This is a genomic window from Halomonas beimenensis, from assembly GCF_002549795.1.
Lineage (GTDB): Bacteria > Pseudomonadota > Gammaproteobacteria > Pseudomonadales > Halomonadaceae > Halomonas > Halomonas beimenensis.
Map to the genome: position 1 here is coordinate 138,682 of NZ_CP021435.1, position 24,235 is coordinate 162,916.

At 69.8% G+C, this 24,235-nt stretch carries 25 protein-coding genes and 1 other RNA gene; 11 read left to right on the forward strand and 15 right to left on the reverse strand.

The annotated features are described in order from the left end of the window. Positions 1-209: 209 nt before the first annotated feature. The gene (gene yihA / locus BEI_RS00680; RefSeq protein ID WP_097787705.1) at positions 210-824 is read left to right on the forward strand and encodes a ribosome biogenesis GTP-binding protein YihA/YsxC; all 615 of its coding nucleotides are present in this window, start codon (positions 210-212) and stop codon (positions 822-824) included. A 349-nt stretch (positions 825-1,173) separates the two neighbouring features. On the opposite strand, the gene BEI_RS00685 is transcribed toward yihA, so the two are convergent. The 7 genes from BEI_RS00685 to argH are packed head-to-tail and all read right to left on the reverse strand — an operon-like array spanning position 1,174 to position 7,277. Next, positions 1,174-1,923 (reverse strand): HAD family hydrolase, encoded by a 750-nt coding sequence (locus BEI_RS00685; RefSeq protein ID WP_097787706.1) that lies wholly within the window; start codon positions 1,921-1,923, stop codon positions 1,174-1,176. 4 nt (positions 1,924-1,927) lie between these two features. After that, positions 1,928-2,842: a tyrosine recombinase XerC gene (locus BEI_RS00690; RefSeq protein ID WP_097787707.1), complete on the reverse strand. Its 915-nt coding sequence runs from the start codon at positions 2,840-2,842 to the stop codon at positions 1,928-1,930. Next, positions 2,835-3,551 carry a DUF484 family protein gene (locus tag BEI_RS00695; RefSeq protein WP_097790949.1) on the reverse strand — a complete coding sequence of 239 codons (717 nt, stop codon included), beginning with the start codon at positions 3,549-3,551 and terminating at the stop codon, positions 2,835-2,837. Before BEI_RS00695 ends, BEI_RS00690 begins: the two co-directional genes overlap by 8 nt. A gap of 43 nt (positions 3,552-3,594) precedes the next feature. Then, on the reverse strand, positions 3,595-4,428 hold the full coding sequence (gene dapF, locus BEI_RS00700; RefSeq protein WP_097787708.1) for a diaminopimelate epimerase: 834 nt from the start codon (positions 4,426-4,428) through the stop codon (positions 3,595-3,597). Continuing rightward, a complete protein-coding gene (gene lysA / locus BEI_RS00705) occupies positions 4,428-5,708 on the reverse strand; it encodes a diaminopimelate decarboxylase (RefSeq protein WP_097787709.1) in 1,281 nt (426 codons plus the stop codon). The genes dapF and lysA overlap by 1 nt, the downstream gene beginning before the upstream one ends. Position 5,709: 1 nt before the next feature. Beyond that, positions 5,710-5,874 carry an LPS translocon maturation chaperone LptM gene (lptM, locus tag BEI_RS00710; RefSeq protein WP_097787710.1) on the reverse strand — a complete coding sequence of 55 codons (165 nt, stop codon included), beginning with the start codon at positions 5,872-5,874 and terminating at the stop codon, positions 5,710-5,712. Beyond that, entirely contained in the window at positions 5,874-7,277 is a 1,404-nt protein-coding gene (gene argH, locus BEI_RS00715; protein WP_097787711.1) for an argininosuccinate lyase, read from the reverse strand. The genes lptM and argH overlap by 1 nt, the downstream gene beginning before the upstream one ends. A gap of 250 nt (positions 7,278-7,527) precedes the next feature. Between argH and hemC the strand changes: the two genes are divergently transcribed. Genes hemC through BEI_RS00735 form a run of 4 tightly spaced genes read left to right on the forward strand, consistent with a single transcriptional unit; the run spans position 7,528 to position 11,902 of the window. Continuing rightward, positions 7,528-8,469: a hydroxymethylbilane synthase gene (gene hemC, locus BEI_RS00720; protein ID WP_097787712.1), complete on the forward strand. Its 942-nt coding sequence runs from the start codon at positions 7,528-7,530 to the stop codon at positions 8,467-8,469. Next, positions 8,469-9,257 (forward strand): uroporphyrinogen-III synthase, encoded by a 789-nt coding sequence (locus BEI_RS00725; RefSeq protein WP_097787713.1) that lies wholly within the window; start codon positions 8,469-8,471, stop codon positions 9,255-9,257. The genes hemC and BEI_RS00725 overlap by 1 nt, the downstream gene beginning before the upstream one ends. Positions 9,258-9,263: 6 nt before the next feature. Next, positions 9,264-10,652, forward strand: coding sequence for a uroporphyrinogen-III C-methyltransferase (locus BEI_RS00730; RefSeq protein WP_097787714.1), 1,389 nt, complete (start codon positions 9,264-9,266; stop codon positions 10,650-10,652). Further along, positions 10,649-11,902 (forward strand): heme biosynthesis HemY N-terminal domain-containing protein, encoded by a 1,254-nt coding sequence (locus BEI_RS00735; RefSeq protein ID WP_097787715.1) that lies wholly within the window; start codon positions 10,649-10,651, stop codon positions 11,900-11,902. Before BEI_RS00730 ends, BEI_RS00735 begins: the two co-directional genes overlap by 4 nt. Before the next feature lie 78 nt (positions 11,903-11,980). On the opposite strand, the gene BEI_RS00740 is transcribed toward BEI_RS00735, so the two are convergent. Further along, a complete protein-coding gene (locus tag BEI_RS00740; protein ID WP_227644530.1) occupies positions 11,981-14,272 on the reverse strand; it encodes a mechanosensitive ion channel domain-containing protein in 2,292 nt (763 codons plus the stop codon). Positions 14,273-14,538: 266 nt separating this feature from the next. Between BEI_RS00740 and crcB the strand changes: the two genes are divergently transcribed. Both crcB and BEI_RS00750 read left to right on the forward strand, forming a co-directional pair. After that, entirely contained in the window at positions 14,539-14,925 is a 387-nt protein-coding gene (gene crcB / locus BEI_RS00745) for a fluoride efflux transporter CrcB (RefSeq protein WP_097787716.1), read from the forward strand. Beyond that, entirely contained in the window at positions 14,922-15,311 is a 390-nt protein-coding gene (locus tag BEI_RS00750) for a fluoride efflux transporter FluC (protein WP_097787717.1), read from the forward strand. Before crcB ends, BEI_RS00750 begins: the two co-directional genes overlap by 4 nt. A 9-nt stretch (positions 15,312-15,320) precedes the next feature. Here BEI_RS00750 and pgi read toward each other — a convergent pair whose 3' ends face one another. The 3 genes from pgi to pyk are packed head-to-tail and all read right to left on the reverse strand — an operon-like array spanning position 15,321 to position 18,936. Then, a complete protein-coding gene (gene pgi / locus BEI_RS00755) occupies positions 15,321-16,964 on the reverse strand; it encodes a glucose-6-phosphate isomerase (protein ID WP_097787718.1) in 1,644 nt (547 codons plus the stop codon). A gap of 36 nt (positions 16,965-17,000) precedes the next feature. Then, positions 17,001-17,477, reverse strand: a complete 477-nt coding sequence (locus BEI_RS00760; protein WP_097787719.1) for a methylglyoxal synthase — start codon at positions 17,475-17,477, stop codon at positions 17,001-17,003. Further along, entirely contained in the window at positions 17,470-18,936 is a 1,467-nt protein-coding gene (gene pyk, locus BEI_RS00765; RefSeq protein WP_097787720.1) for a pyruvate kinase, read from the reverse strand. Before pyk ends, BEI_RS00760 begins: the two co-directional genes overlap by 8 nt. Before the next feature lie 363 nt (positions 18,937-19,299). Here pyk and gap point away from each other — a divergent pair, with 363 nt between their 5' ends. Next, positions 19,300-20,298, forward strand: a complete 999-nt coding sequence (gene gap, locus BEI_RS00770) for a type I glyceraldehyde-3-phosphate dehydrogenase (RefSeq protein ID WP_097787721.1) — start codon at positions 19,300-19,302, stop codon at positions 20,296-20,298. A gap of 70 nt (positions 20,299-20,368) precedes the next feature. Here the strand turns inward: gap and BEI_RS00775 are convergent, their stop codons facing one another. From BEI_RS00775 to smpB, 3 genes are all read right to left on the reverse strand, one after another. Continuing rightward, positions 20,369-21,112 (reverse strand): M15 family metallopeptidase, encoded by a 744-nt coding sequence (locus tag BEI_RS00775; RefSeq protein WP_097787722.1) that lies wholly within the window; start codon positions 21,110-21,112, stop codon positions 20,369-20,371. 344 nt (positions 21,113-21,456) lie between these two features. Beyond that, positions 21,457-21,836, reverse strand: a transfer-messenger RNA (tmRNA) gene (gene ssrA, locus BEI_RS00780). Positions 21,837-21,879: 43 nt separating this feature from the next. Further along, positions 21,880-22,371 (reverse strand): SsrA-binding protein SmpB, encoded by a 492-nt coding sequence (gene smpB / locus BEI_RS00785; RefSeq protein ID WP_097787723.1) that lies wholly within the window; start codon positions 22,369-22,371, stop codon positions 21,880-21,882. Positions 22,372-22,498: 127 nt separating this feature from the next. Between smpB and BEI_RS00790 the strand changes: the two genes are divergently transcribed. Continuing rightward, positions 22,499-22,942, forward strand: coding sequence for a type II toxin-antitoxin system RatA family toxin (locus BEI_RS00790; protein WP_097787724.1), 444 nt, complete (start codon positions 22,499-22,501; stop codon positions 22,940-22,942). Next, entirely contained in the window at positions 22,929-23,252 is a 324-nt protein-coding gene (locus BEI_RS00795; RefSeq protein WP_379802322.1) for an RnfH family protein, read from the forward strand. The genes BEI_RS00790 and BEI_RS00795 overlap by 14 nt, the downstream gene beginning before the upstream one ends. A gap of 12 nt (positions 23,253-23,264) precedes the next feature. Here the strand turns inward: BEI_RS00795 and BEI_RS00800 are convergent, their stop codons facing one another. Next, positions 23,265-23,690 (reverse strand): outer membrane protein assembly factor BamE, encoded by a 426-nt coding sequence (locus BEI_RS00800; protein WP_193765136.1) that lies wholly within the window; start codon positions 23,688-23,690, stop codon positions 23,265-23,267. A 72-nt stretch (positions 23,691-23,762) separates the two neighbouring features. Between BEI_RS00800 and fur the strand changes: the two genes are divergently transcribed. Beyond that, positions 23,763-24,209, forward strand: a complete 447-nt coding sequence (gene fur / locus BEI_RS00805; protein ID WP_097787727.1) for a ferric iron uptake transcriptional regulator — start codon at positions 23,763-23,765, stop codon at positions 24,207-24,209. The last annotated feature ends 26 nt before the right edge of the window (positions 24,210-24,235 follow it).

Sequence of the window (24,235 nt, forward strand, 5' to 3'; positions counted from 1 at the left end):
TTCGTTGTTGAGCGGTACGTACCCTGGAGGCCGCCCGGGACTCGGGCGTGCCAGCCGGCGACGCCCCGGGTCGGTCGCTGCCGGCGGGAGCACGATGGTATACTGACGCGCCCCGGGTCGCAGACAAAAGTGACTGCATTATAACGGAACACCGGTGCCGCGGGAATGCAAGCCGCGCCGCCCTCGATCAACGCCAGGAACCTCCCCCCATGTCGCGACTCAACTACCAGGCCGCCCGCTTCCTCACCAGTGCGCCGACCCTGGCGAAGTGCCCGGCCGACGGCGGGGCCGAGGTCGCCTTCGCGGGCCGCTCCAATGCCGGCAAGTCCAGTGCGATCAATGCGCTGACCCGCCAGAAGGCGCTCGCCCGCACCTCCAAGACGCCGGGGCGAACCCAGCTGATCAACTTCTTCGCCCTGGGCGAGGACGCCGACCATCGCCTGGTCGACCTGCCCGGCTACGGGTACGCCAAGGTGCCCGAGAAGGTCAAGCTGGAATGGCAGCGTCACCTGGCCGATTACCTGCGCCGTCGGGCCTCCCTGCGCGGCCTGGTGCTGGTGATGGACGTTCGCCACCCGCTCACCGAGTTCGACCAGACCCTGCTCGGCTGGGCGGACGAGGCGGACATGCCGGTGCATATCCTGCTGACCAAGGCCGACAAGCTGAAGCGCGGCGCCGCCACGAGCGCCCTGCAGCAGGTGCGCTCGCGGCTGCGCGAGTGGGAGGACCTGGTGACCGTCCAGCTGTTCTCGGCGCTCAAGAAGCAGGGGCTCGAGGAGGTGCATGCGCGCCTGGACGACTGGCTTCTCGCCGAACGCCAGTAAGGGCTCGTTCATCGCAGATCAGCGTGAAGTCGCTGCACGGCTCAGTTTGGCCTGGTGGGTGTGCTCTTCGTGGGAGCGATCTTCAGATCGCGATCCGCCGCGCAGCGGCGGCGATAGCGGCACCGTTGTTGGATCTCCCCCGGGCGCCTATCGGCGCCTTTCGCCCAATGAATTGGGCTCCCACGAAGACCTGCGCGATGGCTCTGATCCGCTGATAGGGCGCTTCGTGGGAGATTCCATGTTGCCCGTCAGGCCTTGAGGGGCTCTGGAGCGCCGGACCGAGTGCCACCACAATGGTATTCACGCCAAGGTGCGAAGACCCCTTTTTCCTCGGGGTTCCCCGCTCGGCTCACTTCTGTCTGATCATCTCCAGCAGCGCCGGCAGCTCGCGGATATGCCCCAGGCGGTGCACGCCCTCGGGCAGCGGCGCCCCATGGGGCGTGTCGCCGGCGATCCAGGCGGCCTGCATCCCCAGCCGGATCGCCGGCAGGATGTCCTCCTTCCAGGAATCCCCCACGTGCATCGCCCGGGACGGCGGCGTGCCGAGCCGGGCGAGCGCCATCAGGAAGGGGCGGGGATCGGGCTTGGGGGCATGGATCTCCCCGGCGGCGATGGCCACCGTGAAGTGGCGGCGCAGGGGCAGGCGGTCGAAGGCCAGGTTGCCGTTGGTGATCGACCCCAGGCGGTAGCGCGTCCCCAGCTCGGTGAGCATCGGGTCCACCTCCGGATAGGGCGAGACCCGCAGCCGCAGGTCATGGAAGCGCTCCATGGCGCGCGTCGCCCAGTGCCAGGCCGCCTCATGGGGCAGGCCGAACTCCTCCAGCAGCGAGGCCAGGGCGTGCTCGCGGATCCAGGTGAAGTCGCCCCGGCGCAGCGGGTGGCGCTCGGCGAGCTCCCGCCGGCGTCGCTGGTAGGCCGTGATCGGCTGGCGCTCGGCGAAGCGGCCCAGGTGATCCTCGCCGCGGTCGGCGAGCCACTCGGCCAGGGTCTCGTCGAGCCAGGCGTAATGGCCCTCCTCGGTCAGGGTCATCACCTCCCGGTTGTCCCAGAGGGTGTCGTCGAGGTCGAAGGTCAGGGCCTGGAGGGGCGGTCGGATCATGGGGTCAGTCACTGTCGTCGGGGCGGCGGCGCCGCGCGCGAGGATGGGCGGCATCGTAGCCGGCCGCCAGGTGTTGCCAGTCCAGGCGCGTGTAGACCTGGGTGGTGGACAGGTTGGCGTGGCCCAGCAGCTCCTGGACGGCGCGCAGGTCCTGGCTGGATTCCAGCAGGTGGCTGGCGAAGGAGTGGCGCAGCCGGTGCGGGTGCAGGTGCTCGGCCAGCCCGCGTTCCCGGGCCAGCTTCGCCAGGCGCTGCTGAATGGCCCGGTGGCCGAGTCGCCCGCCCCGGGCGCCGACGAAGAGCGCCGGTTCGCCATCCCCCGCCAGGGCGCCGCGCACGCTCAGCCAGGTCGCCAGGGCCTCACGGGCGCGGCGGCCCACCGGCACCTGGCGGGGCTTGGCGCCCTTGCCCAGCACGCGCACTCGCTTCGGCTGGAGGTCGGGCAGGTCCAGGGCGGCCAGTTCCGCGAGGCGCAGCCCGCTGGAGTAGAGCAGTTCGAGCATGGCCTGGTCGCGGCAGGCCAGGGGAGAGCCGTCGTGGGGGGTGTCCAGGAAGCGGGCCAGGGCGTCCACGTCCACCGGCCGGGGCAGGTCCTTGGGCGCCTTGGGGGTACGCACCAGTTCGGCGGGGTTGTGGTCCAGCCGGCCGTCGGCGCGCAGGTGGTCGGCGAAGCGGGAGAGCGCCGCCCGGCGCCGGGCCAGGCTGCGCGGGGCCAGGCCCCGGGCCCGCTCGCCGCCGAGGAAGCGGCGCAGCAGGGCCGCATCGAGGGCGCCGCCGTCCTCGATGCCCTGCTCGGCCAGGAAGTCGGCCAGGGCGGTCAGGTCCCGCCGATACGCCTCCACCGTGGCGGGGCTGGCGGTGCGGGCGAGCGCGCCGAGGAAGGCCTCGACCTGGCCGGCCAGGGGCGTCGGTTCAGCCATTGCCGGGCGCCAGGCGCACCAGCAGCCGGGCCACCAGGTCGCCGACGTACTCGGTGAACAGGGTGTCCATGCTGGCGCGGAAATGCTCCGGGTCGGGGCTGGCCAGCACCAGAAAGCCCAGCGGCTCGCCCAGGGTCAGTCGCGTCAGGGCACAGGAGCCGGCCGTGTCGGGGGCCGGAACATGCGGGATCAGGCGCTTCCAGTCGGTGGGCGTCAGGCGGGTGCAGCGACTCGCCCGGCCGTCGAGCAGGGCCGAGAGGCGCTGCGCCACGTGGTCGTCGAGGACCTGGCGCGGCGGCTGGGGTGGGTGTGGTTCCCGGTCGGTCAGCCCGGCGGGACACCATAGCGCCAGGGCGGGGGTCTGGAAGCGCTCGCCGAACTGGGTGGCCAGGGCCTGGCCCAGGGCGTCGCGATCCTCGGCCTCGACCAGCCCGAGCACCAGCTCCCGGGTCCGGCGATACTGCGCCTCGTTGTGGCGTGCCGACTCCAGGAGCTGCTCGAGCCGCCACTCGGCCTGCTCGGCGCGGGTCCGCAGGTCGGCCACCAGCCGCTCCAGCAGCGAGGTGGCGCCCCGGGCCTCGGGATGCGGGACCCGCAGTTGCTGCAGCAGGCCCTCGCGGCCGACGAAGAAGTCCGGGTGGCGAACCAGCCACTGGGCCACCATCTCGGGGTCCAGGGTCTGTCGCGGCTCGGGAACGGCTCGGGTCATGCGCATGCTCTCCTCTGGCGGATGGGCGCTCGTGCCCTGGTCGTCACTTCAAGGGCACCCGCCCCTCGAAGACTCGCTCGGCGGGGCCGGTCATGGTCAGGTGAGCCTCCCCGCCGGGCCAGGCGATCTCCAGGTCGCCGCCGGGCAGGTGGACGGTGACCGGGCTCTCGAGCCAGCCCAGCCGGATGCCGGTGGCCACCGCGGCGCAGGCCCCGGTGCCGCAGGCCAGGGTCTCGCCGCTGCCCCGCTCGTACACCCTCAGCCGGATCTCGTGGGGGGACACCACCTGCATGAAACCGGCATTGACCCGCCTTGGGAAGCGCGGATGGCGCTCGATGGCCGGGCCCAGGGTCGCCACGGGGGCGGTGTCGACGTCGTCGACCCGCAGCACCGCATGCGGGTTGCCCATGGACACCACGCCGATCTCCAGCCTCTGACCGTCGACCTCCAGCCCATGCAGGCGGCGGTCCTCGTCGGCCTCGAAGGGCAGGGCGTCGGGGGCGAAACGGGGCGCCCCCATGTCCACGGTGACGCGATCGTCCTCGCCGACCACCAGGGTGAGCGGGCCTCCGGCGGTCTCGACCCGGATCTCGCGCTTGTGGGTCAGGCGCTGGTCGCGCACGAAGCGCGCGAAGCAGCGCGCGCCGTTGCCGCAGTTCTCCACCTCGCTGCCATCGGCGTTGTAGATGCGGTAGCGGAAGTCCATGTCGGGATCCCGGGGCGGCTCGACCACCAGCAGCTGGTCGAAGCCCACGCCGAAGCGCCGGTCGGCCAGGGCACGGATCTGCTCGTCCCGCAGCCTGGCCCGCTGGGTGATCAGGTCGACGACCATGAAGTCGTTGCCGAGCCCGTGCATCTTGGTGAAGTGCAGCAGCATCAGGGCGTCTCCACGCTCTCGTCGGGCAGGGTCGCCTCGCCGGCCCAAAGCTCCTCCAGACGCTCCCGGCGACGCACCAGGTGGCTACGATCGCCGTCCACCATGACCTCGGGCGGGCGCGGCCGGCTGTTGTAGTTCGAGGCCATGACGAAGCCGTAGGCCCCGGCGGAGCGCACCGCCAGCAGGTCGCCGGCGGCGATGGCGAGCTCGCGGTCCTTGCCCAGGAAGTCGCCGGTCTCGCAGACCGGCCCGACCACGTCATAGGTGCCGGCCTCCCGGGCCGGGGTGGTGTCCACCGGCAGGATGGCCTGCCAGGCCTGGTACAGCGAGGGACGGATCAGGTCGTTCATGGCCGCGTCGACGATGGCGAAGTTCCGGGTCTCGCCGGGCTTGAGGAACTCCACCCGGGTCAGCAGCACCCCGGCGTTGGCGGCGATGGAGCGGCCCGGCTCGAACAGCAGGGTCAGCCGCTCGCTGCCGGGCCAGCGGGACAGCCGCTCGAGCAGCGCCGTGGCGTAGTCGAAGGGTTCGGGGGGGCGCTCGTCACGGTAGGTCACGCCGAGGCCGCCGCCCAGGTCCAGGTGCTCGATGGCGATGCCGTCCTCGGCCAGTCGCTCGAGCAGCACCAGCAGCCGGTCCAGGGCGTCCAGGAAGGGGGCGGTGTCGGTGAGCTGGGAGCCGATGTGGCAGTCCAGGCCCACCACGCGCACGTGCTCCATGGCCGCGGCCTGGCGGTAGACCTCCCGGGCCTCGTCCACCGGGATGCCGAACTTGTTGTCCTTGAGCCCGGTGGAGATGTAGGGGTGGGTGCCGGCGTCCACGTCAGGATTGACCCGCAGGGACACCGGGGCCACCTTGTCCATGCCCCGGGCGACCGCTTCGAGGCGTTCCAGCTCGGCCCGGGACTCGACGTTGAAGCACTTGATGCCCACGGACAGGGCGCGCTCCAGCTCGTTCTCCTCCTTGGCCACCCCGGAGAACACCACCTTGGCCGGGTCGCCGCCGGCCACCAGCACCCGCTCCAGCTCGCCCACCGAGACGATGTCGAAGCCGGCGCCGAGCCGGGCCAGCAGGTTGAGCACCGCCAGGTTGGAATTGGCCTTGACCGCGTAGCAGATCAGGTGCGGATGGCTTCCCAGGGCCTCGGTGTAGGCCCGGAAGTGCCGGGCCAGGGTGGCCTTGGAATAGACGTAGCAGGGGGTGCCGAATTCCTCGGCCAGGCGAGGCAGCGGCACGTCTTCCGCGTGCAGCACGCCGTCGCGGTAGTCGAAATGGTCCATCTCAGTCGTCGTCCTCGTCGGCGGTGCGGGTGTCGTCTTGGGTGTCCTGCGGACCATAGCGCTCCGCGGCGGCCTCGTCACCGGGCAGGTAGAGCGGGCCCTTCTGGCCGCAGGCGGCCAGCAGCAGGGTCAGCGCCAGGGGCGCGATCGGGGCGGCCCGGCGCATCAGTCGCGGCGTCCCAGCGCGGCCAGGGCCTCGCGGGCCCGCTGGGCGGCGGCGCGGACCTGGTCGGGGGCGGTACCGCCGATATGGTTGCGGGCGGCCACCGAGCCTTCCAGGGTCAGCACCTCGAAGACGTCCTGCTCGATGACGTCGGAGAAGCGGCGCAGCTCCTCGAGGCTCATGTCGGAAAGGTCCTTGCCCTCGGCGAGGCCATAAGCCACGGACTGGCCGACGATCTCGTGGGCGTCACGAAAGGCCACGCCGCGGCACACCAGGTAGTCGGCCAGGTCGGTAGCGGTGGAGAAGCCCTTGCGGGCGGCCTCGCGCATGTTGTCGGCCTTGGCCTCGATGGCCGGCACCATGTCGGCGAAGGCCTTGAGGCAGTCCTGGACGGTGGTCAGGGCGTCGAACAGCGGCTCCTTGTCCTCCTGGTTGTCCTTGTTGTAGGCCAGCGGCTGGGACTTCATCAGGGTCAGCAGCCCCATCAGGTGGCCGTAGACCCGGCCGGTCTTGCCGCGCACCAGTTCCGGCACGTCCGGGTTCTTCTTCTGCGGCATGATCGAGGAGCCGGTGCAGAAGCGATCCGGCAGGTCGATGAAGTCGAACTGGGCGCTGGTCCACAGCACCAGTTCCTCGCTCATCCGCGACAGGTGCATCAGCAGGGTGCTGGCGAAGGCGGTGAACTCGATGGCGAAGTCCCGGTCGCTGACGGCGTCGAGGCTGTTCTCGGCAGGGCGGTCGAAGCCCAGCAGCTCGGCTGTCACGTGCCGGTCGATGGGGTAGGTAGTGCCGGCCAGGGCGGCGGCGCCCAGGGGCAGCACGTTGACCCGCTTGCGGCAGTCGAGCAGTCGCTCCTGGTCCCGGGCCAGCATCTCCTGCCAGGCCAGCAGGTGGTGGCCGAAGGTCACCGGCTGGGCGGTCTGCAGATGGGTGAAGCCGGGCATGATGGTCTCCGCCTCGCGGTCGGCCAGCTCGATCAGACCCTCGCGAAGGCGCGTCAGCTCGGCGGCGACGGTGTCGATCTCGTCGCGCAGGAAGAGGCGGATGTCGGTGGCGACCTGGTCGTTGCGCGAGCGCCCGGTATGCAGCTTCTTGCCGGTGATGCCGATCTTCTCGGTGAGGCGTGCCTCGATGTTCATGTGCACGTCCTCGAGCGCCACGGACCACTCGAAGGTCCCGGCCTCGATCTCCGCCTGGACCTCGTCGAGGCCGCCCAGGATGGCGTCGCGCTCCTCCTCGCTGAGCACCCCGACCCGGGCCAGCATGGTGGCGTGGGCCCGGGAGCCCTGGATGTCGTGAAGGGCCAGGCGCCGGTCGAAGTCGACCGAGGCGGTGAAGCGGGCGACGAAGGCATCGGTGGGCTCGCTGAAGCGGCCGCCCCAGGACTGGTTGGTGGTCTGGCTCATCGGGCTGACATCCTGCATGGCTGAAGGGGTGGAGCCGGGCCGGGCGGCGCACGGCGGGCCGGGCCGGCTTGACATGGCGGAAAGTGTACCAGAGTCCACGGGCCAGGCGAGGGGGCGCCCCGGGCGACTCTCCCGGGAGGTGCCGATTTTTCCTGGCCTGCCGGGTCCTTTATGATGATGGCAAATCATGAGATCACCGGGCGCCGGCGCGAAGGCGCCGGAGCACGCGAACCGGTACGGGGAGAACCACGTGCAAGCCATCGAAACGCTGCGTATCGCCACCCGCAAGAGTCAACTGGCCATGTGGCAGGCCGAACACGTCCGCGACCGCCTCATGGCGGCCCACCCCGGCCTGAAGGTGGAGTTGGTGGCCATGGCCACCCGGGGCGACAAGATCCTCGACACGCCGCTGGCCAAGGTCGGCGGCAAGGGGCTCTTCGTCAAGGAGCTGGAGGAGGCGATGCTCGACGGCCGGGCCGACATCGCCGTGCATTCCATGAAGGACGTGCCCATGCATTTTCCCGAGAGCCTGGGGCTGTCGGTGATCCTCGAGGGGGCCGAGCCTACCGACGCCTTCGTCTCCAACCATTACGCCTCCCTGGACGAACTGCCCGAGGGCGCGCGGATCGGCACCTCCAGCCTGCGCCGCGGGCTGCAGGTGCGCGAGGCTCGCCCCGACCTGGAGGTGCTGAACCTGCGCGGCAACGTCCAGACCCGGCTGGGCAAGCTCGATGCCGGCGAGTTCGACGCCATCCTGCTGGCCACGTCCGGCCTCAAGCGCCTGGGACTCGGCGAGCGCATCGCCATGGAACTGCCGCCGGAGGTCTGCCTGCCGGCCTGCGGGCAGGGGGCCCTGGGCATCGAGTGCCGCATGCATGATGCCGAACTGATCTCCCTGCTGGCCCCCCTGGACGACCCGACCACCGCCACCCGGGTGCGGGCCGAGCGCGCCCTGAACACTCGCCTCGAGGGGGGGTGTCAGGTGCCCATCGCCGGGCATGCCGTCTTCGATGACGACGGCCAGACGCTCTGGCTGCGAGCCCTGGTCGGCAACCCCGAGGGAACCCGGGTGCTGCGTGCCGAGGGGCGCGGTTCCCTCCACGAGCCCGAGGCGCTGGGTATCCGGGTGGCCGAGGAACTGCTCGACATGGGGGCCGGCGAGATCCTCGCCGAGGTCTACGGCGCCGGCTGATGGCGACCCCGCCGGTCCTGATCTGCCGCCCCGGTCCCCGTGCGTCCGTTCTGGCCGAGGCCATCGCCGCGCGGGGCTTCGCCGTGGAGCATGGCGAGGCGATGGCCCTGGAGGCTCTCCCGGAGAGCCCCGAGATGCGGGCGGCCTGGCTGGACTTCGACCAGTTCCGCCGGGTGGTGGTGGTCAGCCCCTATGCCGCCGACTGCCTCGCCGAGGCCCTGGATCGCTACTGGCCCCAGCTGCCGGTGGGCATCGACTACTACGCCGTGGGGGCGGCCACGGCGGCCACGCTGCACCGTGAGCTGGGCGTGCGGGTGCATGTCCCCGCCACGGGCGGCGAGACCACCAGCGAGGCGCTGCTCGCCCTGGGCTCCTTGCAACGCCTCGACGATCAGCGGGTGCTGCTGGTGGCGGGCGAGGGTGGCCGGCCGCTGCTCGCCGAGACGCTGAGCGAACGGGGCGCCCGCGTGACCCGGCTGGCGCTCTATCGGCGGCGATTGCTGGAGCCGGACGCCTCCCTGCGTCGGCGCCTGGCCGAGGGCGACTATCGGGCGTTGGTGATCACCAGCGGAGAAATCCTCGAACATCTGGCAAGATGGTGCTCGCCGGCCGCCTTGAACCAACCGCTAATCGTGTCCAGTACCCGGTTGGCTACACTGGCCGGCACGCTGGGGTTTCGTCGCCCCGTCGTGGCGTCGGGGGCCACGCCCGCCGCCCTGGCGGCCGCGGTGGCCGAGGAGGACCCGGAGAAGGCCGATATCGATCATGACGATCTCGAAAAGGGCTAGCGACAGATGAGCAATCAACACAACGATCAGGACGAACAACAGACGCCTTCCGACGAGGCCTCGAGCGGTGCCGGCTCGGCACCCGAGGACCGCCCGGGAGGTGCCGGGGCCGGCAGGTCCGGCGGCTCGTCGTCGCGCCGATCGCGACGCCGCGGCAAGGGCAACGGCCCGGCCGGCGACAAGGCCGCGGATGCCGCCTCGTCCTCCTCTCCCTCCGACGCCGCCAAGAGCGGTGGCGAGCCCAGGGCCGCCTCCGGCACCAAGGCCCCGTCCGGCAAGGCGCCGTCCGACAAGCCCGAAACGAAGGCCAAGGCGGCGACCGGCCAGGGGGGCGGATCCGCCACGGGCGGCGGCAGCGGCCAGGATGGCAAGGGCGGTGGCAAGGCCGGCCCCCTGGCCCTGGGGCTGGTGATCCTGCTGGGTGTCGGCGGCGCGGCCTTCGGCTGGCAGGTCTGGCAGAAGCTGGAGAGCCAGCAGCAGCGCCTGGCCGCCCTGCCCGAATCGCCGGCCACCGAGTCCCAGCTCGACGACCTGGCGAGCCGGCTGGAAAGCGCCCAGGGCGAGCGCGAGTCGGCCATCGCCGCCTTGCGCAGCGACTTCTCGGAGTATCGGGACGGCGTCGACCAGGCCCTCGACCGGGTGCTCGAGGAACTGTCCAGCGAGCAGCAGACCGACGAGCGCGAGTGGCTTCATGCCGAGGCCGCCTATCTGCTGCGCCTGGCCAACCAGCGGCTTCAGCTGGAGCGTGACGTCGAGGGCGCCGCGGCGCTGCTGCGCACCGCCGACGAGCGGCTGCGCGAGGCGGACAACCCGGCGCTGCTGCCGGTGCGCCGCGAGATCGCCTCGGAACTGGCCGCCCTGGAGGCCGTCCCGCGGGTCGACCGTACCGGCCTCTACCTGGCGCTCAACGCCCAGCAGGAGCGGATCGCCGGCCTGCCCCTGGCCCAGGACATCGAGGAGATCGCCGCCGATGCCACCATCGAGGAGGCGCCCAGCGGTGCCTGGCAGCAGCAGCTGGCGCGTTTCGGCGAGGAGCTCAAGGACCTGGTCACGGTGCGCCGGCACGACGAGGCCCTGGAGGCGCTGATCTCGCCGGAACAGGAGTCGTACCTGCGCCAGAGCGTGAGGCTGATCCTCGAGCAGGCCCAGCTGGCCCTGCTCAAGGAGGAGCAGCCGCTGTATGACGCCAGCCTCGACAAGGCGCTGACCCTGATCCGCGGCTACTACGACACCGGCCATGACGGCGTCCAGGCGGTCCTCTCGCGGCTCGAGGAGCTCAAGGGTCGCAGCATCCGCCCCGAGCTGCCCGACATCAGCGGCTCCCAGCAGGCGCTGGCGAGCTTCATCGAGCACCGCTTCGAGGCCGGCGCGAACGGCCAGGGAGATGAGGCATGAGAAAGCTGATCCTGCTCGTGGTCCTGGGCCTGGCGGTCGGGGCCCTGTTCGGCCAGCTGATGATGTCGGTGCCCGGCTACTGGCTGGTGCGGGTGGGCGACACCTCGGTCCAGACCTCCTTCTGGTTCGGCCTAGTGCTGCTGCTCGCCGCCTTCATCGTCCTGCACTTCGCCCTTCGGCTGCTGATGCGCCTGACCCGGCCGGTCTCGCGCTTCAAGGTCTGGAACAGCCGTTCCCGCAACCGGACCGCCATGAAGCGTACGGTGCGGGGCCTCGTGGCCCTGGCCGAAGGCCGCTGGAAGCGCGCCGAGAAGTCCCTGGTCAAGGCCGCCGACGACTCCAGCACGCCGCTGGTCAACTACCTGTCCGCGGCCCTGGCGGCCCACTACCAGGGGCGCTACGAGCAGGCCGATACCCTGCTCAAGCGGGCCCACCTCAGTACCGAGGGTGCCGACACCGCCGTCGGCCTGATGCAGGCCCAGTTGATGCTGGACCGCCAGCAGTACGAGGAGGCCCTGGCGATCCTGACCCGGCTGGACCGCCACCTGCCCAATCACCCCCAGGTGCTCAAGCAGCTCAAGCAGGCCTACATCAGCCTGAGCGACTGGGACGGACTGCGCCGCCTGATGCCGCGTCTCGGTGCCCAGCACCTGATCTCCCAGGACGAGCGCGAGCAGCTCGAGCTGCGCGCCTATCGCGAGCTGATCTCCCGGGAGGCGCGTCAACCGGGCGACATCGAGCGGGTCCGCAACCTCTGGGCGGACATGCCCGACCACCTGCGCGGCAACGCCGACCTGATCGTGCTCTACGCCGAGGCCCTGGTGCGCGGCAACGAGCAGGGCATCGCCGAGCGGCTGCTGCGCCACTCCCTGAAGGAGCACTGGGACAGCCGACTGGTGCTGCGCTACGGCCTGCTCGAGGTGGATCCCGCCCGCCAGCTGGTGGTGGCCGAGAAGTGGCTGCAGGAGCGGCCCAACGACCCGGACCTGTTGCTGACCCTGGGCCGGCTGTCGCTGCGCAACGCGTACTGGGGCAAGGCCCAGGAGTACTTCGAGGCCAGCCAGCGACAGCGCCCCAGCGGGGTGGTCTGCGCCGAGCTGGCGAGGCTCTACGCCAACCTGGGCGAGCACAACAAGAGCCAGCTCTACTATCGTCAGAGCGTCGAGCTGCTCGACAAGTCGCTGCCCTCCCTGCCCCAGCCCACCGAGCCCGAGGACACCCTGGCGCGCAATGCCCAGGCGGCGTCCTGACGCCGGGACGCCACGGCCGGAACCAGAAGGGGGCTGCCGATCGGCAGCCCCCTTCGCGTTGGGTGCGGGACCCGGCGCTCAGTCCTCGTCGCCGCGGTTGTGCACCTCCGGGGGCGCCTCGTCCGGGGAGGAGGCAGCCAGTCGCCGTTCGCTCGAGCCGTCGTCCGCGGCGGCGTCCCGCGGCATGACCCGCACGTTGGCCGGCGGCGCGCCGCCCTCCTTGTCCACCCCGAAGTAGAGGGTGGTATGGGGGAAGGGGATCTCGATGCCGGCGGCGTCGAAGTGCCGCTTGACCAGGCGGTTGTAGGCGCGGCCCACGGCCCACTGGTTGCCCGGCGTGGTCTTGATGCGCACCCGGATGTTCACCGAGCTGTCGGCCAGGGCGGTGACGCCCGAGACCTCCAGCGGCTCGAGCAGGCTGGCCTTGTGCTCCTCGTCGCCGGAGAGTTCCTCGAAGGCGTTGCGCAGCGCCTGGATGGCCTCGTCGATGTCCTCGCGGTAGGCGATGCCGTACTCGCCGACGTGGTAGGCGAAGTCGCGCATGTAGTTGGAGACGGTGTCGACGCTGGAGAAGGGCACGATGTGGTAAGTGCCGTTGAGGTCGCGGATGCCCACCGAGCGGATGCTGAGCTTCTCGGCCACGCCGGTGACGCCGCCCACGGTGATGACGTCGCCGGTGTTCATGGCGTTCTCCACCTGGATGAAGATGCCGGTGATGATGTCCTGGACCAGCTTCTGGGCCCCGAACCCGATGGCCAGGCCCAGCACCCCGGCGCCGGCGATCAGCGGGCCGATGTTGATGCCGATCTCGGCCAGCACGATCATCGCGGTCAGGGTGATCAGGGCGATGGCCAGGGCGTTGCGGAACAGGGCCAGCAGCGTCTGGGCACGGGCCGAGGGCACGCCGCCGCCGGTCTCGGGGCTGAGCTTGTGCTCGATCAGGCTGGCCAGGCCCAGCCAGGTGGCCGCGGCGACCACCAGGATCAGGAAGACGCTGACCAGCTTGCCGACCAGGCCGCGACCGGCCTCGGAGGCGTACCAGCCGGCCAGGTCGAAGGCCCCCCAGGCGCTGAGCACCACCATCGCCACGCCGATCAGGATCACCGCGCGTATCACCCGCAGGGCGGTGGGGACATAGCTGTTGAGGCGTGGCTCGAGCAGCGGCAGCTTGCGCCGCAGGTCGTCGCCGAGCCGGATGCGCCGGCCGATGGTCTGGGTCAGGAAGGACGACACCAGCATGCCCACCAGGACCGTGACCAGGGTCTGCAGGGTGGCCAGCAGCACGAAGGGCAGGGCATCCTCCGGGCGCGTCAGGGTCAGCACCAGCACCACCGTGAAGTAGGCCAGGGCGAAGAGGTGCCAGGTGCGGGCGAACAGCTGCAACGAGACCCGGCTGGCGGTCATGGTCGTCTGGCCGGCCTTGCGGTTCAGGGCCTCGCGCAGGCGCTGGCGGTTGCCCAGCACCACGGCCACCGCATACGCGTAGGCGCCGAGCATGATCAGGGTGCCGACGGCCTTGCCGAGGGTGGGGGACAGGTAGGCGTTGACCAGCGGCACCACCACCATCAGCCCGTACCCGGCCAGGCCGATCAGCCGGGCGATCCAGCGGTTCCAGTAGGAGGCGTCGCCGGCGGCGATGGGCAGCAGGCGCAGGCCCTCGTAGCGCGAGGCGAACAGCGTGCGCACCGCGGCCTTGAGCAGCTCGATGACCAGGAAGGCATTGAGGAACAGCGAGGCTCGGGTGGACAGCTCGCCGCTTTCGCCCACCGCGAAGGTGGCCACCAGGTTGCCGCCCACGTACGCCAGGGCGACCACCAGCACGTCGACCAGGGCCGCCAGGGCCACCCCGATCACCAGCCGTATCAGTGGCTGCAGGCCTTGCCCGGTCAGCGTCCATTGGCTGAGCCGGGTGAAGACCGGGCGCGCCAGCCGGCGAATGACCAGGAAGAGCGCCACGGTGGCCAGGATCACCAGCCCCAGGTTGATGGCGGCGCCGACGAAGGCGGCCATGTCGAAGGTGCCGTCCTCGCCCAGGCCGTCGCTGAACAGCCCTCCCAGTGCCTGGACCAGGCCGCTCAGCTGATTGCCGAGATCGCCGGCGATGCGGCTGGTGGCCTCGGCCAGCCGGCGTGGCAGCGAGGGTTCGGCCAAGGCGCCGTCCGCGGCCTGGGCCGGAGCGGCCTCGGCCAGGCCGCGAAGCCGGTCGATGAGCTGCTGGCGGGTCTCGGGATTCTCCAGCAGTTCGGCGAGGGTGGCATTGGCATCGGCCGCGCCCGGGGCGCCGGCCTCCTGGGCCTGGGCGGGGGCGGCCACCAGCAGCAGGGCCAGTAGCCAGGCGCCGATGGGGAAGAGGAGTCGTCGGACGTTCACGCGTTTGGCCTCCGTGTCGGGCGTGGATGAGTCGCCAGGGATGATGCTCCCAGGCCAGCCGGGTCGCGTCGAGTCCCGTGGGGGCATCATGGTGTACCGATATTGTACAAGATATAACGCGTGTGCCATATTTGGAGGGCCCCTCGAGGCTCCAGCCCTCTTCGCAAGGCAAGCATGCCTCTTCGCCGCCCGACCGGGTGGCGTTTTTTTGTGACGCCTTCCCGGCTCGGCTAGCATGGTCGCGCGACGAGAGAAGGGAGACGCTCATGGGCATCGGGATGATGGGGTTGGCCTGGGTGGCGCTGGGTGGCGCGTTGGGCGGCATGGCCCGGCTGGCCGTCTCGGAGGTCGTGGGGCGCCGGCTCGGCCGCGCCTTCCCCTGGGGGACCCTGGCGGTCAACGTCGTCGGCACCCTGGCCATCGGCGCGCTGGCCGCCCGCAGTGGCTGGCCCACGGTCGTCGGCCCGGCCTGGCTGGCCCTCGCGGTGGGGGGGCTGGGCGGCTTCACCACGGTGTCTTCCTTCAGCCTGCAGACCCTGGCCCTGTGGCAGGAAGGCCGCCCGGCGGCGGCCCTCGGCAACGTCCTGGCCTCCCTGGCGCTCGGCCTCGGGGCCGGTGGGCTCGGCTGGTGGCTGGCCGGAGGCGTGACATGAGCGGTTGGCGCGCCTACCTGGCGGTGGGCCTGGGCAGCGGCCTCGGTGCCCTGCTGCGCCACCTGGTGGCACAGGGGCTCTTCCACTGGCTGGGCAGTGCCTTCCTGTGGGGCACCCTGGCCGTCAACCTGCTCGGTTCCTGGCTGATTGCCGCCTTCGTGGCGCGGGCCTCCCATCGCCTCGTCGGCCGGGCGGCCCGCTGGCAGCCCTTCCTGGTGGCGGGGTTCTGCGGTGGCTTCACCACCTTCTCGCTGTTCGGCCTGGAGACCCTCTACCTGCTGCAGACGGCACGCCCGGCCCTCGCCCTTGGCTATGCGCTGGGCAATGTGCCGCTCTGGCTCGCCGCCGCCTGGCTGGGCCAGCGGGCCGGACGGCCGGCCCGCTGACGCCGAGGCTCAGGACGAGGCCTTGCGTTTCTCGCGCTTGGCGGGCTTGGTCTCGACGGGTTCCGGCGCCGGGAAGTGCTCGCGAACCAGCTTCAGCAGCCCCTGGGTGGAGGCGTCGAAGTCCTGGCTGTGGGCGTCGAGGCGGCTGCTGATCTCGCCGGCGATGCGCTTGCCGAGCTGCACGCCCCACTGGTCGAAGGAGTTGATGTTCCAGATCACCCCCTGGACGAACACCTTGTGCTCGTAGAGCGCGATCAGCGCGCCGAGGTTCTTCGGCGTCAGCTCGTCGAGCAGCAGGGTGCTGGAGGGGCGGTTGCCCGGGCAGCTGTAGGGATCGAGCTCGCCGCCCTTCTGGCTGCCCTCCATGAAGGCGTTGGCCTGGGCCAGCATGTTGGTGAGCAGGGCGAAGTGGTGGTCCTCCATGCCCGGCTCGGGCTTGAGCGAGGCGATGAAGTCGATGGGCACGTAGCGGGTGCCCTGGTGGAGCAGCTGGAAGAAGGCGTGCTGGCCGTTGGAGCCGGTCTGGCCCCAGACGATGGGGCCGGTCTTGTAGTCCACCGGCCGGCCGAAGATGTCCACCGACTTGCCGTTGGACTCCATGTCGAGCTGCTGGAGGAAGGCCGGCAGCTGATGCAGGGCCTGGTCGTAGGGCACGATGGCCTGGGTCTCGGCGCCCTGGAAGTTGATGTACCAGATGCCGATCAGCGCCATCAGCACCGGCATGTTGGCCTCGTTGGGCGCGGTCAGGAAGTGCTGGTCCATCTCGTAGGCGCCCTGGAGCATCTCCAGGAAGCCGTCGAAGCCCACGGCGAGCGCGATGGGCAGGCCGATGGAGGACCACATGGAGTAGCGCCCGCCGACCCAGGCCCAGAACTCGAAGACGTTCTCCTCGCGGATGCCGAATTCCATGGCCGCCTGGCGGTTGGTGGAGGCGGCGACGAAGTGGGCGCCCACGTCGGCGTCGGGGCCGGCGTGCTCGAGGAACCAGCGCCGCGCGGTCTTGGCGTTGAGCAGCGTCTCCTGGGTGGAGAAGGTCTTGGTGGAGACGATGAACAGGGTAGTGGCCGGGTCGAGGCGCGACAGCACCTTCTGGATGTGGGCGCCGTCGACGTTGGAGACGAAGTGGAAGTTGAGCTCGGGATGGCGGTACTTGAGCAGCGCCCGGCAGGCCATGTTGGGGCCGAGGTCGGAGCCGCCGATGCCGATGTTGACCACGTCCTTGATGCGTTGGCCGTCGTGGCCCTTCCACTCGCCGCTGCGCACCGCCTCGGAGAAGCGCCGGAGCTGCTCCCGGGAGCGGTGGATCTCGGGCATGACGTCCTGGCCGTCGACCCACAGCGGGCCCTCGCCGAGGTTGCGCAGGGCGGTGTGCAGGACGGGGCGGTCCTCGGTGACGTTGATGATGTCGCCGGAGAACATCTGGGCACGGCGCTGGACCAGGGCGGAATGGTCGGCGAGCTCGAGCAGCTTGTCGAGCACCGCCCGGGAGATATGGTGCTTGGAGTAGTCGAGGAAGAGCCCGCCGACGCGCAGGCTCATGGTGTCGAAGCGCTGGGGGTCGGCGGCGAAGTAGTCGGCGATGCGATCGTTGGCGGTGTCGGCCTGGAGCCGTTTCAGGGCCTGCCAGGTGACGCTGCGGGTGAGCTGGAACATGCGGGGGTCCTCTCGTTTATCGTCCTGGCGGCCGGGTCAGCCGGTGCGCTCCGAGATCCAGCCGCCGCCATCGGGGATGGCCATCTCGTAGTCGCGGTCGAGCCAGGGAGAGCTCAGCAGGAAGTCGGCGCTGGCCGGGTTGCAGGCCACGGGCAGGTTCCACAGGGCGGCCAGGCGCAACAGGGCCTTGACGTCGGGGTCGTGAGGCTGGGGCGCGAAGGGGTCCCAGAAGAACACCAGCAGGTCCAGGGTCTGCTCGGCGATGCGGGCGCCGATCTGCTGGTCGCCCCCCAGCGGGCCGCTCATCAACGGCTCCACCTCCTGCCCCGGGGTGTCGGCGAGGCGACGCGCGGTGGTGCCGGTGCCGGTCAGGCGGTGGCGAGACAGGGTCTCCCGCCAGCGTCCCGCCCACTCCAGCATCTCGTCCTTCTTCCCGTCGTGGGCGATTAGGGCGATGCGCTTGTGGCTCGGGAGGGTGCGGCGGGCGTCCCGCCGCGGGCGTGTATCACTCATGATGCGTTTCCACTGCGAGGATCCTCAGGGTGTTGGTGCCGCCATGGGCGTTCATGTGATCGCCCCGGGTGAGGATGACGTGATCGCCCGGCACGGCGATGCCCTGGGTTACCACCCGCTCCAGGGCCCGGTCGTTGAGCTCGGCGGCCGTCATGTCGCTGGTGTCGAAGGGCAGCGAGATGACCCCACGATACAGCGCCATGCGTCGCTGGGCGACGGGATTGTGGGCCAGCCCGACGATCGGCAGCCGCGAGCGGATCCGCGAGGCGATCAGCGGCGTGTAGCCGGTGGCGGTCATGCAGGCGATGGCCGCCACCCCGGTGAGGTGGTTGGCGGCGTACATCGCCGACAGGGCGATGGTCTCGTCGATGCGCTCGAAGCCCTCGTGGATGCGGTGGCTCGACTCCTGGGCGATGCGCTCGCGCTCGGCGCCCAGACAGACCCGGGCCATGGCCTCCACGGTCTCCACCGGGAAGTCGCCGGCGGCGGTCTCGGCGGAGAGCATCACCGCGTCGGTGGCGTCGAGCACGGCGTTGGCCACGTCGAACACCTCGGCCCGGGTGGGCAGCGGGGCCTCGATCATCGACTCCATCATCTGGGTGGCCGTGATCACCGCCCGGTTGTGGCTGCGGGCATGCTTGATGATGCGCTTCTGGGTGCCGATCAGCTTCTCGTCGCCGATCTCCACGCCCAGGTCGCCCCGGGCGACCATCACCGCCTCGCTGGCCTCGATGATGGCATCGAGGGTGGCATCACTGGCCACCGCCTCGGCGCGCTCCAGCTTGGCCACCAGGCCGATTTCCTTGCCGGCGTCCCCCAGCAGCTCGCGGGCCTCGTGCATGTCGGCGGCGCTGCGCGGGAAGGACACCGCCAGGTAGTCCACGCCGATGGCCACGGCGGTCTCCAGGTCGGCCCTGTCCTTGTCGGTCAGCGCCGGGGCCGAGAGGCCGCCGCCCTGCTTGTTGATGCCCTTGTTGTTGGACAGCTCGCCGCCCACCACCACGGTGGTGTGGATGGCGCTGCCCTCGACCCGGGCGACGTCGAGCACCACCCGGCCGTCGTCGAGCAGCAGGCGGTCGCCGGCGGCCACGTCGGAGGCCAGCGCCTTGTAGTCGCAGCCCACCCGCTCGGCGTCCCCGGCCTCGGCGTCGAGGGCCACGTCGATGACGAAGGGCGCGCCCTCGGCGAGGCTGACCTTGCCGTCGGAGAAGCGGGCGATGCGGATCTTGGGCCCCTGGAGATCGCCCAGGGCGGCGACGCTGCGGCCCAGGCGATCGGCGATCTCGCGCACCGCGGCGAGCCGGCGGCGATGGTCGTCCGCCGAGCCGTGGGAGAAGTTCAGGCGCACCACGTCGACGCCGGCGGCGATCATCCGCTCAAGCACGCCCTCCCGGTCGCTGGCGGGGCCCAGGGTGGCGACGATCTTGGTGCGGCGGACGGGGGCGGGATGATGCGGCATGCCGGTGTCTCCTGTGGGGATCTCGAGGCTTGGGTAGAGATGACGATAGCGCATTAGTGGTGATATTACGAAATATCAGCGCTGCAACCAAAGTCTAAGGCGTGCCGGTGGGCGAGGCCGGAAAGAGGGTGGAATCCTTTTTACTCAATGCATTCCATGATCGTGGCGGATCACGAAAGACGCTCTAATGTTGTAAAATTACGAAAAAAGTCTTGTCTCCTGCCCTGTCCTGGGCCACATTGAGGGAAACGCGAGCCGTCGGCCCACGAGCTTGATCCCCGTCCGGTGGTCCAAGGGGGTGCCGTCCCGGCTCGGCCCGCATCATTTCCTGCAAGACGGCAACTGGTTCGAGAGGTAGACGCCATGACGCTCAAGATCGCCATCAACGGCTTCGGTCGCATCGGACGCAACGTGTTTCGGGCCCTGTACGAGGGCGGTTATCGCGATCGGGTGCAGGTCGTCGCCATCAACGACCTCGGCGACCCGGCCCTTAACGCTCACCTGCTGCGCCACGACACCGTGCACGGCCGCTTTCCCTTCGACGTCGGCCATGACGAGAGCAGCCTCACCGTGGACGGCGACCGCATCGAGATCCTTTCCGAGCGCGACCCGGCGGCACTGCCCTGGGCACGCCTCGACGTGGACCTGGTCATGGAATGCACCGGCCTGTTCACCAAGCGGGCCGACGCCGCCAAGCATCTCGAGGCGGGCGCCGGCCAGGTGCTGATCTCGGCGCCGAGCCCGGACGCCGATGCCACCGTGGTCTTCGGGGTCAACGAGGACGTGCTCACGCCCGAGCACAAGGTGGTCTCCAACGCCTCCTGCACCACCAACTGCCTGGCGCCGGTGGCCAAGGTGCTGCATGAGACGGTCGGCATCGAGAACGGCCTGATGACCACGGTGCACGCCTACACCAACGACCAGAACCTGTCCGACGTCTACCACAAGGACCCCTACCGGGCCCGCAGCGCGACCCACTCCATGATCCCGACCAAGACCGGGGCCGCGGCGGCGGTGGGGCTGGTGCTGCCCGAACTGGCCGGCAGGTTCGATGGCCTGGCGGTGCGCGTGCCGGTGATCAATGTCTCGCTGGTGGACCTGACCTTCACCGCGAGCCGCGACACCACCAGGGAGGAGGTCAACGCCATCGTCGCCGAGGCCGCCCAGGCCTCGCCGGTACTGTCGGTGAACGCCCAGCCGCTGGTGTCCATCGACTTCAATCACGACGCCAACTCCTCGACCTTCGACAGCAACCATACCCGGGTGAACGGTCGACTGGTGAAGGTCATGGCCTGGTACGACAACGAGTGGGGCTTCTCCAACCGCATGCTGGACACCGCCCTGGCCATGCACGCCGCCTGACGCGGTACGCGTGGTGTCATCGAGCGACGCCGGGCCCCGCGGGCCCGGCGTCGTCGTGTCTGGGCTCTGCCTAGAGGCCGCGCCGCCAGCGGCTCTCCAACGTCACCGGCTCCGTGGGGCCATAGTGCGCCTCGGCCTGGCCGCCGTAATGCGCCCAGAGCGGATCACCGAAGTCGAAGTGCCACCACTCGCTGGGCAGGTTGGTGAAGCCCTGGCTGCGCATGGCGTGATAGAGGCGCCGCCGGTTGTCGCGGGCGCGGCGCTGGGTCTCGTCGGGGGCCTCCAGGGGCTCCAGGGCGGCGGTGTGCGAGGCCGGGGCGGCCTCGTCGAAGAGGGTGCCCATCGGCAGCGGCAGTCCGTCGGGGTCGCACAGGGTGACGTCCACGGCGCCGCCGGTGAGATGGGGGCTGGGGGCCTCGGGGTCGCGGCTGGGCAGGGCGACGAACTCCCGGGTTCGGGCTTCCAGGGTCGCCTCGTCCAGGCTCGGGTGGCGTTCACGGATCGCTTCCTGGAGCGTCTCGAAGAGATGCTGCTGCACCCGCCAGGGCCGCCAGCCGTCCAGCACCAGCAGGCTCAGGCCCTCGGGCAGGGCTCGGGCCACCGCCAGCAGCCGTCGGTAGACGCCCTCGCGCACATGGCACTCATTGACCGCGCCGGGCACGCCGAGCCGGGAGTAGGCGGGGTAGGCCCCCAGGGGCGGCGGTGCCAGGCTCACCGGGACCAGGGGTTCGTGACACTCGCGGATGGGCAGGCGGGCCATCGCCGACCAGTCCGGCTCGGGCAGGTGGGGAATCGGAGGCAAGGGAGCGGGCATGGCGATCTCGCGACGGGCGGAGGGGTTGCGTTCATTACAGCAGCAACGGCCCGTCGCGAGGAAGCCGTCCCTGCCATCGAGCACGAATCGAACCTGTCGGTGGTGGGTCCGTGGGCGAGAAAGCGCTGGCACTCGCGCCGAGGGCCTGCCGGGCAGCCGACGTCCTGCCGTGGAGACGAAAAAAGCCACCCTCGGGGTGGCTTCTCTCTGGCGTTGGGGCGGCGGGAATCGAACCCCTGGGTGTCGAGAAAGCGCCGGCACTCGCTGGCGAGGCTCTCCCGGGCAAACGACGTCCTGCCGTGGAGACGAAAAAAGCCACCCTCGGGGTGGCTTTTCTCTGGAGTTGGTGGAGGCGGCGGGAATCGAACCCGCGTCCGCCGGCACTCGCCCATCGGCTCTACATGCTTAGTTCCGTCTTTTGCTTTAACGCCACTGGCTCCGACGGGCAGGATCCAGAGACGCGATTCCTCTAAGTTTTAACGGCTGACGCGAGGACGGAGCCAGCCGCGATCCCATCAGTCTTGGCTCGTATCCCCTCCGTGATGAATGGGCACATCACTTCGGGGCCGGGCTAGAAGCTAGCGGCGTTTAAGCTGCCAGCGCGCCCTGAGCGTAGTTGTCGTCGTTTGCGACTATTTAATCGTGATGTTGGATTTACGAGATACATCACGCTCTCGGCATGCACCTCAGGGGTTGTCACCGGCGTCGAAGCCATGTCGCCCCCTTAACGCTAGCCATCTTATCAGGATGGCTGTCGGTATGACACCTCAGGCACGGTTTTGTTCGCGCATGATCCGGCCCTTCTGTCGCTGCCAGTCGCGATCCTTCTCGGTGGCGCGCTTGTCGTGAAGCTTCTTGCCGGACACCAGGGCCAGCTCGCACTTCACCTTGTTGCCCTTCCAGTAGAGCTTCAGCGGCACGCAGGTGTGCCCCTTGTCCTGGGTGCGCGAGAAGATCTTGGCGATCTCCTTCTTGTGCAGCAGCAGCTTGCGGGTCCGCGTCGGGTCGGCGACCTCATGGGTGCTGGTGGTATTGAGCGGCGTGACATGGCTGCCCAGCAGCCAGGCCTCGCCGTTCTTGACCAGGATGTAGGTGTCGGTCAGCTGTGCCTTGCCGGCGCGCAGGCTCTTGACCTCCCAGCCGGCCAGGGCCAGCCCGGCCTCGAAGGTCTCGTTGATGTGGTACTCGAAACGCGCCTTCTTGTTGAGGGCGATGACGTTGCTGCCGGGACCCTTGCCCTTGCCTTTCTTGTTGGCCATGGAACCTCGTGTCTGTCTTGCCGGTGGCGGCCTGCCCCTCCGATATGGGGGGAAGCGTGATACCATTCAAGGCCGAAATAACCGCTCATGATACGCCCTGGGCCCCTTGAAGTCAGCGGAGAGGTCAATGCCAACGGTCAATCGGTCCGCCCTGGTGCGGCACACCCCCCAGGAAATGTTCGATCTGGTCAACGATTTCGAGCGCTACCCCGAGTTCCTGCCGGGCTGTCGCCATGCCCGCCTGATCGAGCGTGACGACGTCCACCTGATCGGCGAGATGACCCTGGGGCGGGCCGGCATCGAGCAGAGCTTCACCACCCGCAACGACCTCCACGAGCCCGAGCGCATCGAGCTGTCGCTGGTCAAGGGACCGTTCAAGCGGCTGCGGGGCCGCTGGCTGTTCCTGCCCATGGGAGAGAACGCCTGCAAGGTGAGCCTGGAGATGGAGTTCGAGTTCGCCAGCCGTCTGCTGGGGATGGCCTTCGGCAAGCTGTTCCAGCAGGTGGCCGGGCAACTGGTGGACGCCTTCACCCGCCGTGCCGACCAGCTCTATGGCCATGGACGCTACTGAGACCCCGGAAATCACCGTCGAGGTGGCCTTCGCCCTGCCGCACAAGCAGCGCATCGTCGAGCTGACGGTGCCCCAGGGCACCACGCCTCGTCAGGCGGTCGCCATGGCCCGGCTGGAGGAGCACTTCCCGGAGCTGCCGGCCGCGACCTTCACCGAGGCCGACCTGGGGATCTTCGGCAAGGCGCTGCGTGACCCGGACCGCCAGGCGCTGCGAGCGGGGGATCGCGTGGAGGTCTACCGGCCGCTTAAGGTCGACCCCAAGGCGGCGCGGGCGGCCAGGGCCGCCCGCGCCGGCAGGAAAGGGGCATAGCCCGGTGACCGCCTACTCGTCGTCCGGGGCGAGGGTGTCCAGCAGGTTGCCGCGTCCTTCGTCGGTCGTCTCGGTAGGGCCGATGCCGCGCTCGGAGATCAGGGCCGGCGGCCGGGAGAAGTCGCCATGGCGTTCGATGCTTGCCAGGCGGTTGCCGTCGAAGGTCAGGGTCAGGCGGCGCTGCTCGACGCCGTCATAGGCCTGGTCCAGGCGGTAGAGGTAGTCCCATTCGTCGGCCGCGAAGGGCGCCTCCAGCAGGGGGCTGCCCATCAGGTCGATGACCTGCTGGCGGGTCATGCCGGGCTGCAGTCGCTCGGCCATCGCCGGAGTCACCAGGTTGCCCTGGGCCAGGTCGCGCTTGTAGACGCCGAAGTAGCTGCAACCGCTGATCAGGGTCAGGGCAAGGGAAAGGGTGACTATTCTGCTCAGCTTTTGCATTTGCGGCGGTTCTTCACTATCGTGGTTTCGGTCGATCATACCCGACCCTACCCGATACTGCGAAGAGCAACCATGGCCGACCAGAACCATGAACTGCGCAAGGCCGGTCTCAAAGTGACCCTGCCGCGCGTCAAGATCCTGCACATCCTCGAGAACGCCACCAACAAGCATCACCTGAGCGCCGAGGACGTCTACAAGACGCTGCTGGACGCGGGCGAAGACGTGGGCCTGGCCACCGTCTATCGCGTGCTCACCCAGTTCGAGTCCGCCGGCCTGGTCACCCGCCACAACTTCGATGGCGGCCATGCGGTCTTCGAGCTGACTCAGGACGAGCATCACGACCACATGGTGTGCCTGGACAGCGGCGAGATCGTCGAATTCTTCGACGAGACCATCGAGCGCCGCCAGCAGGAGATCGCCGAGGAGCATGGTTACGAGCTCGTCGACCATGCCCTGGTGCTCTATGTGCGGCCCAAGGGCTCCAAGGCCACGCGCCAGGAATCGTCCGGCAAGAAGTGAGCGTCCGCTGAGCCGACGCCACGACG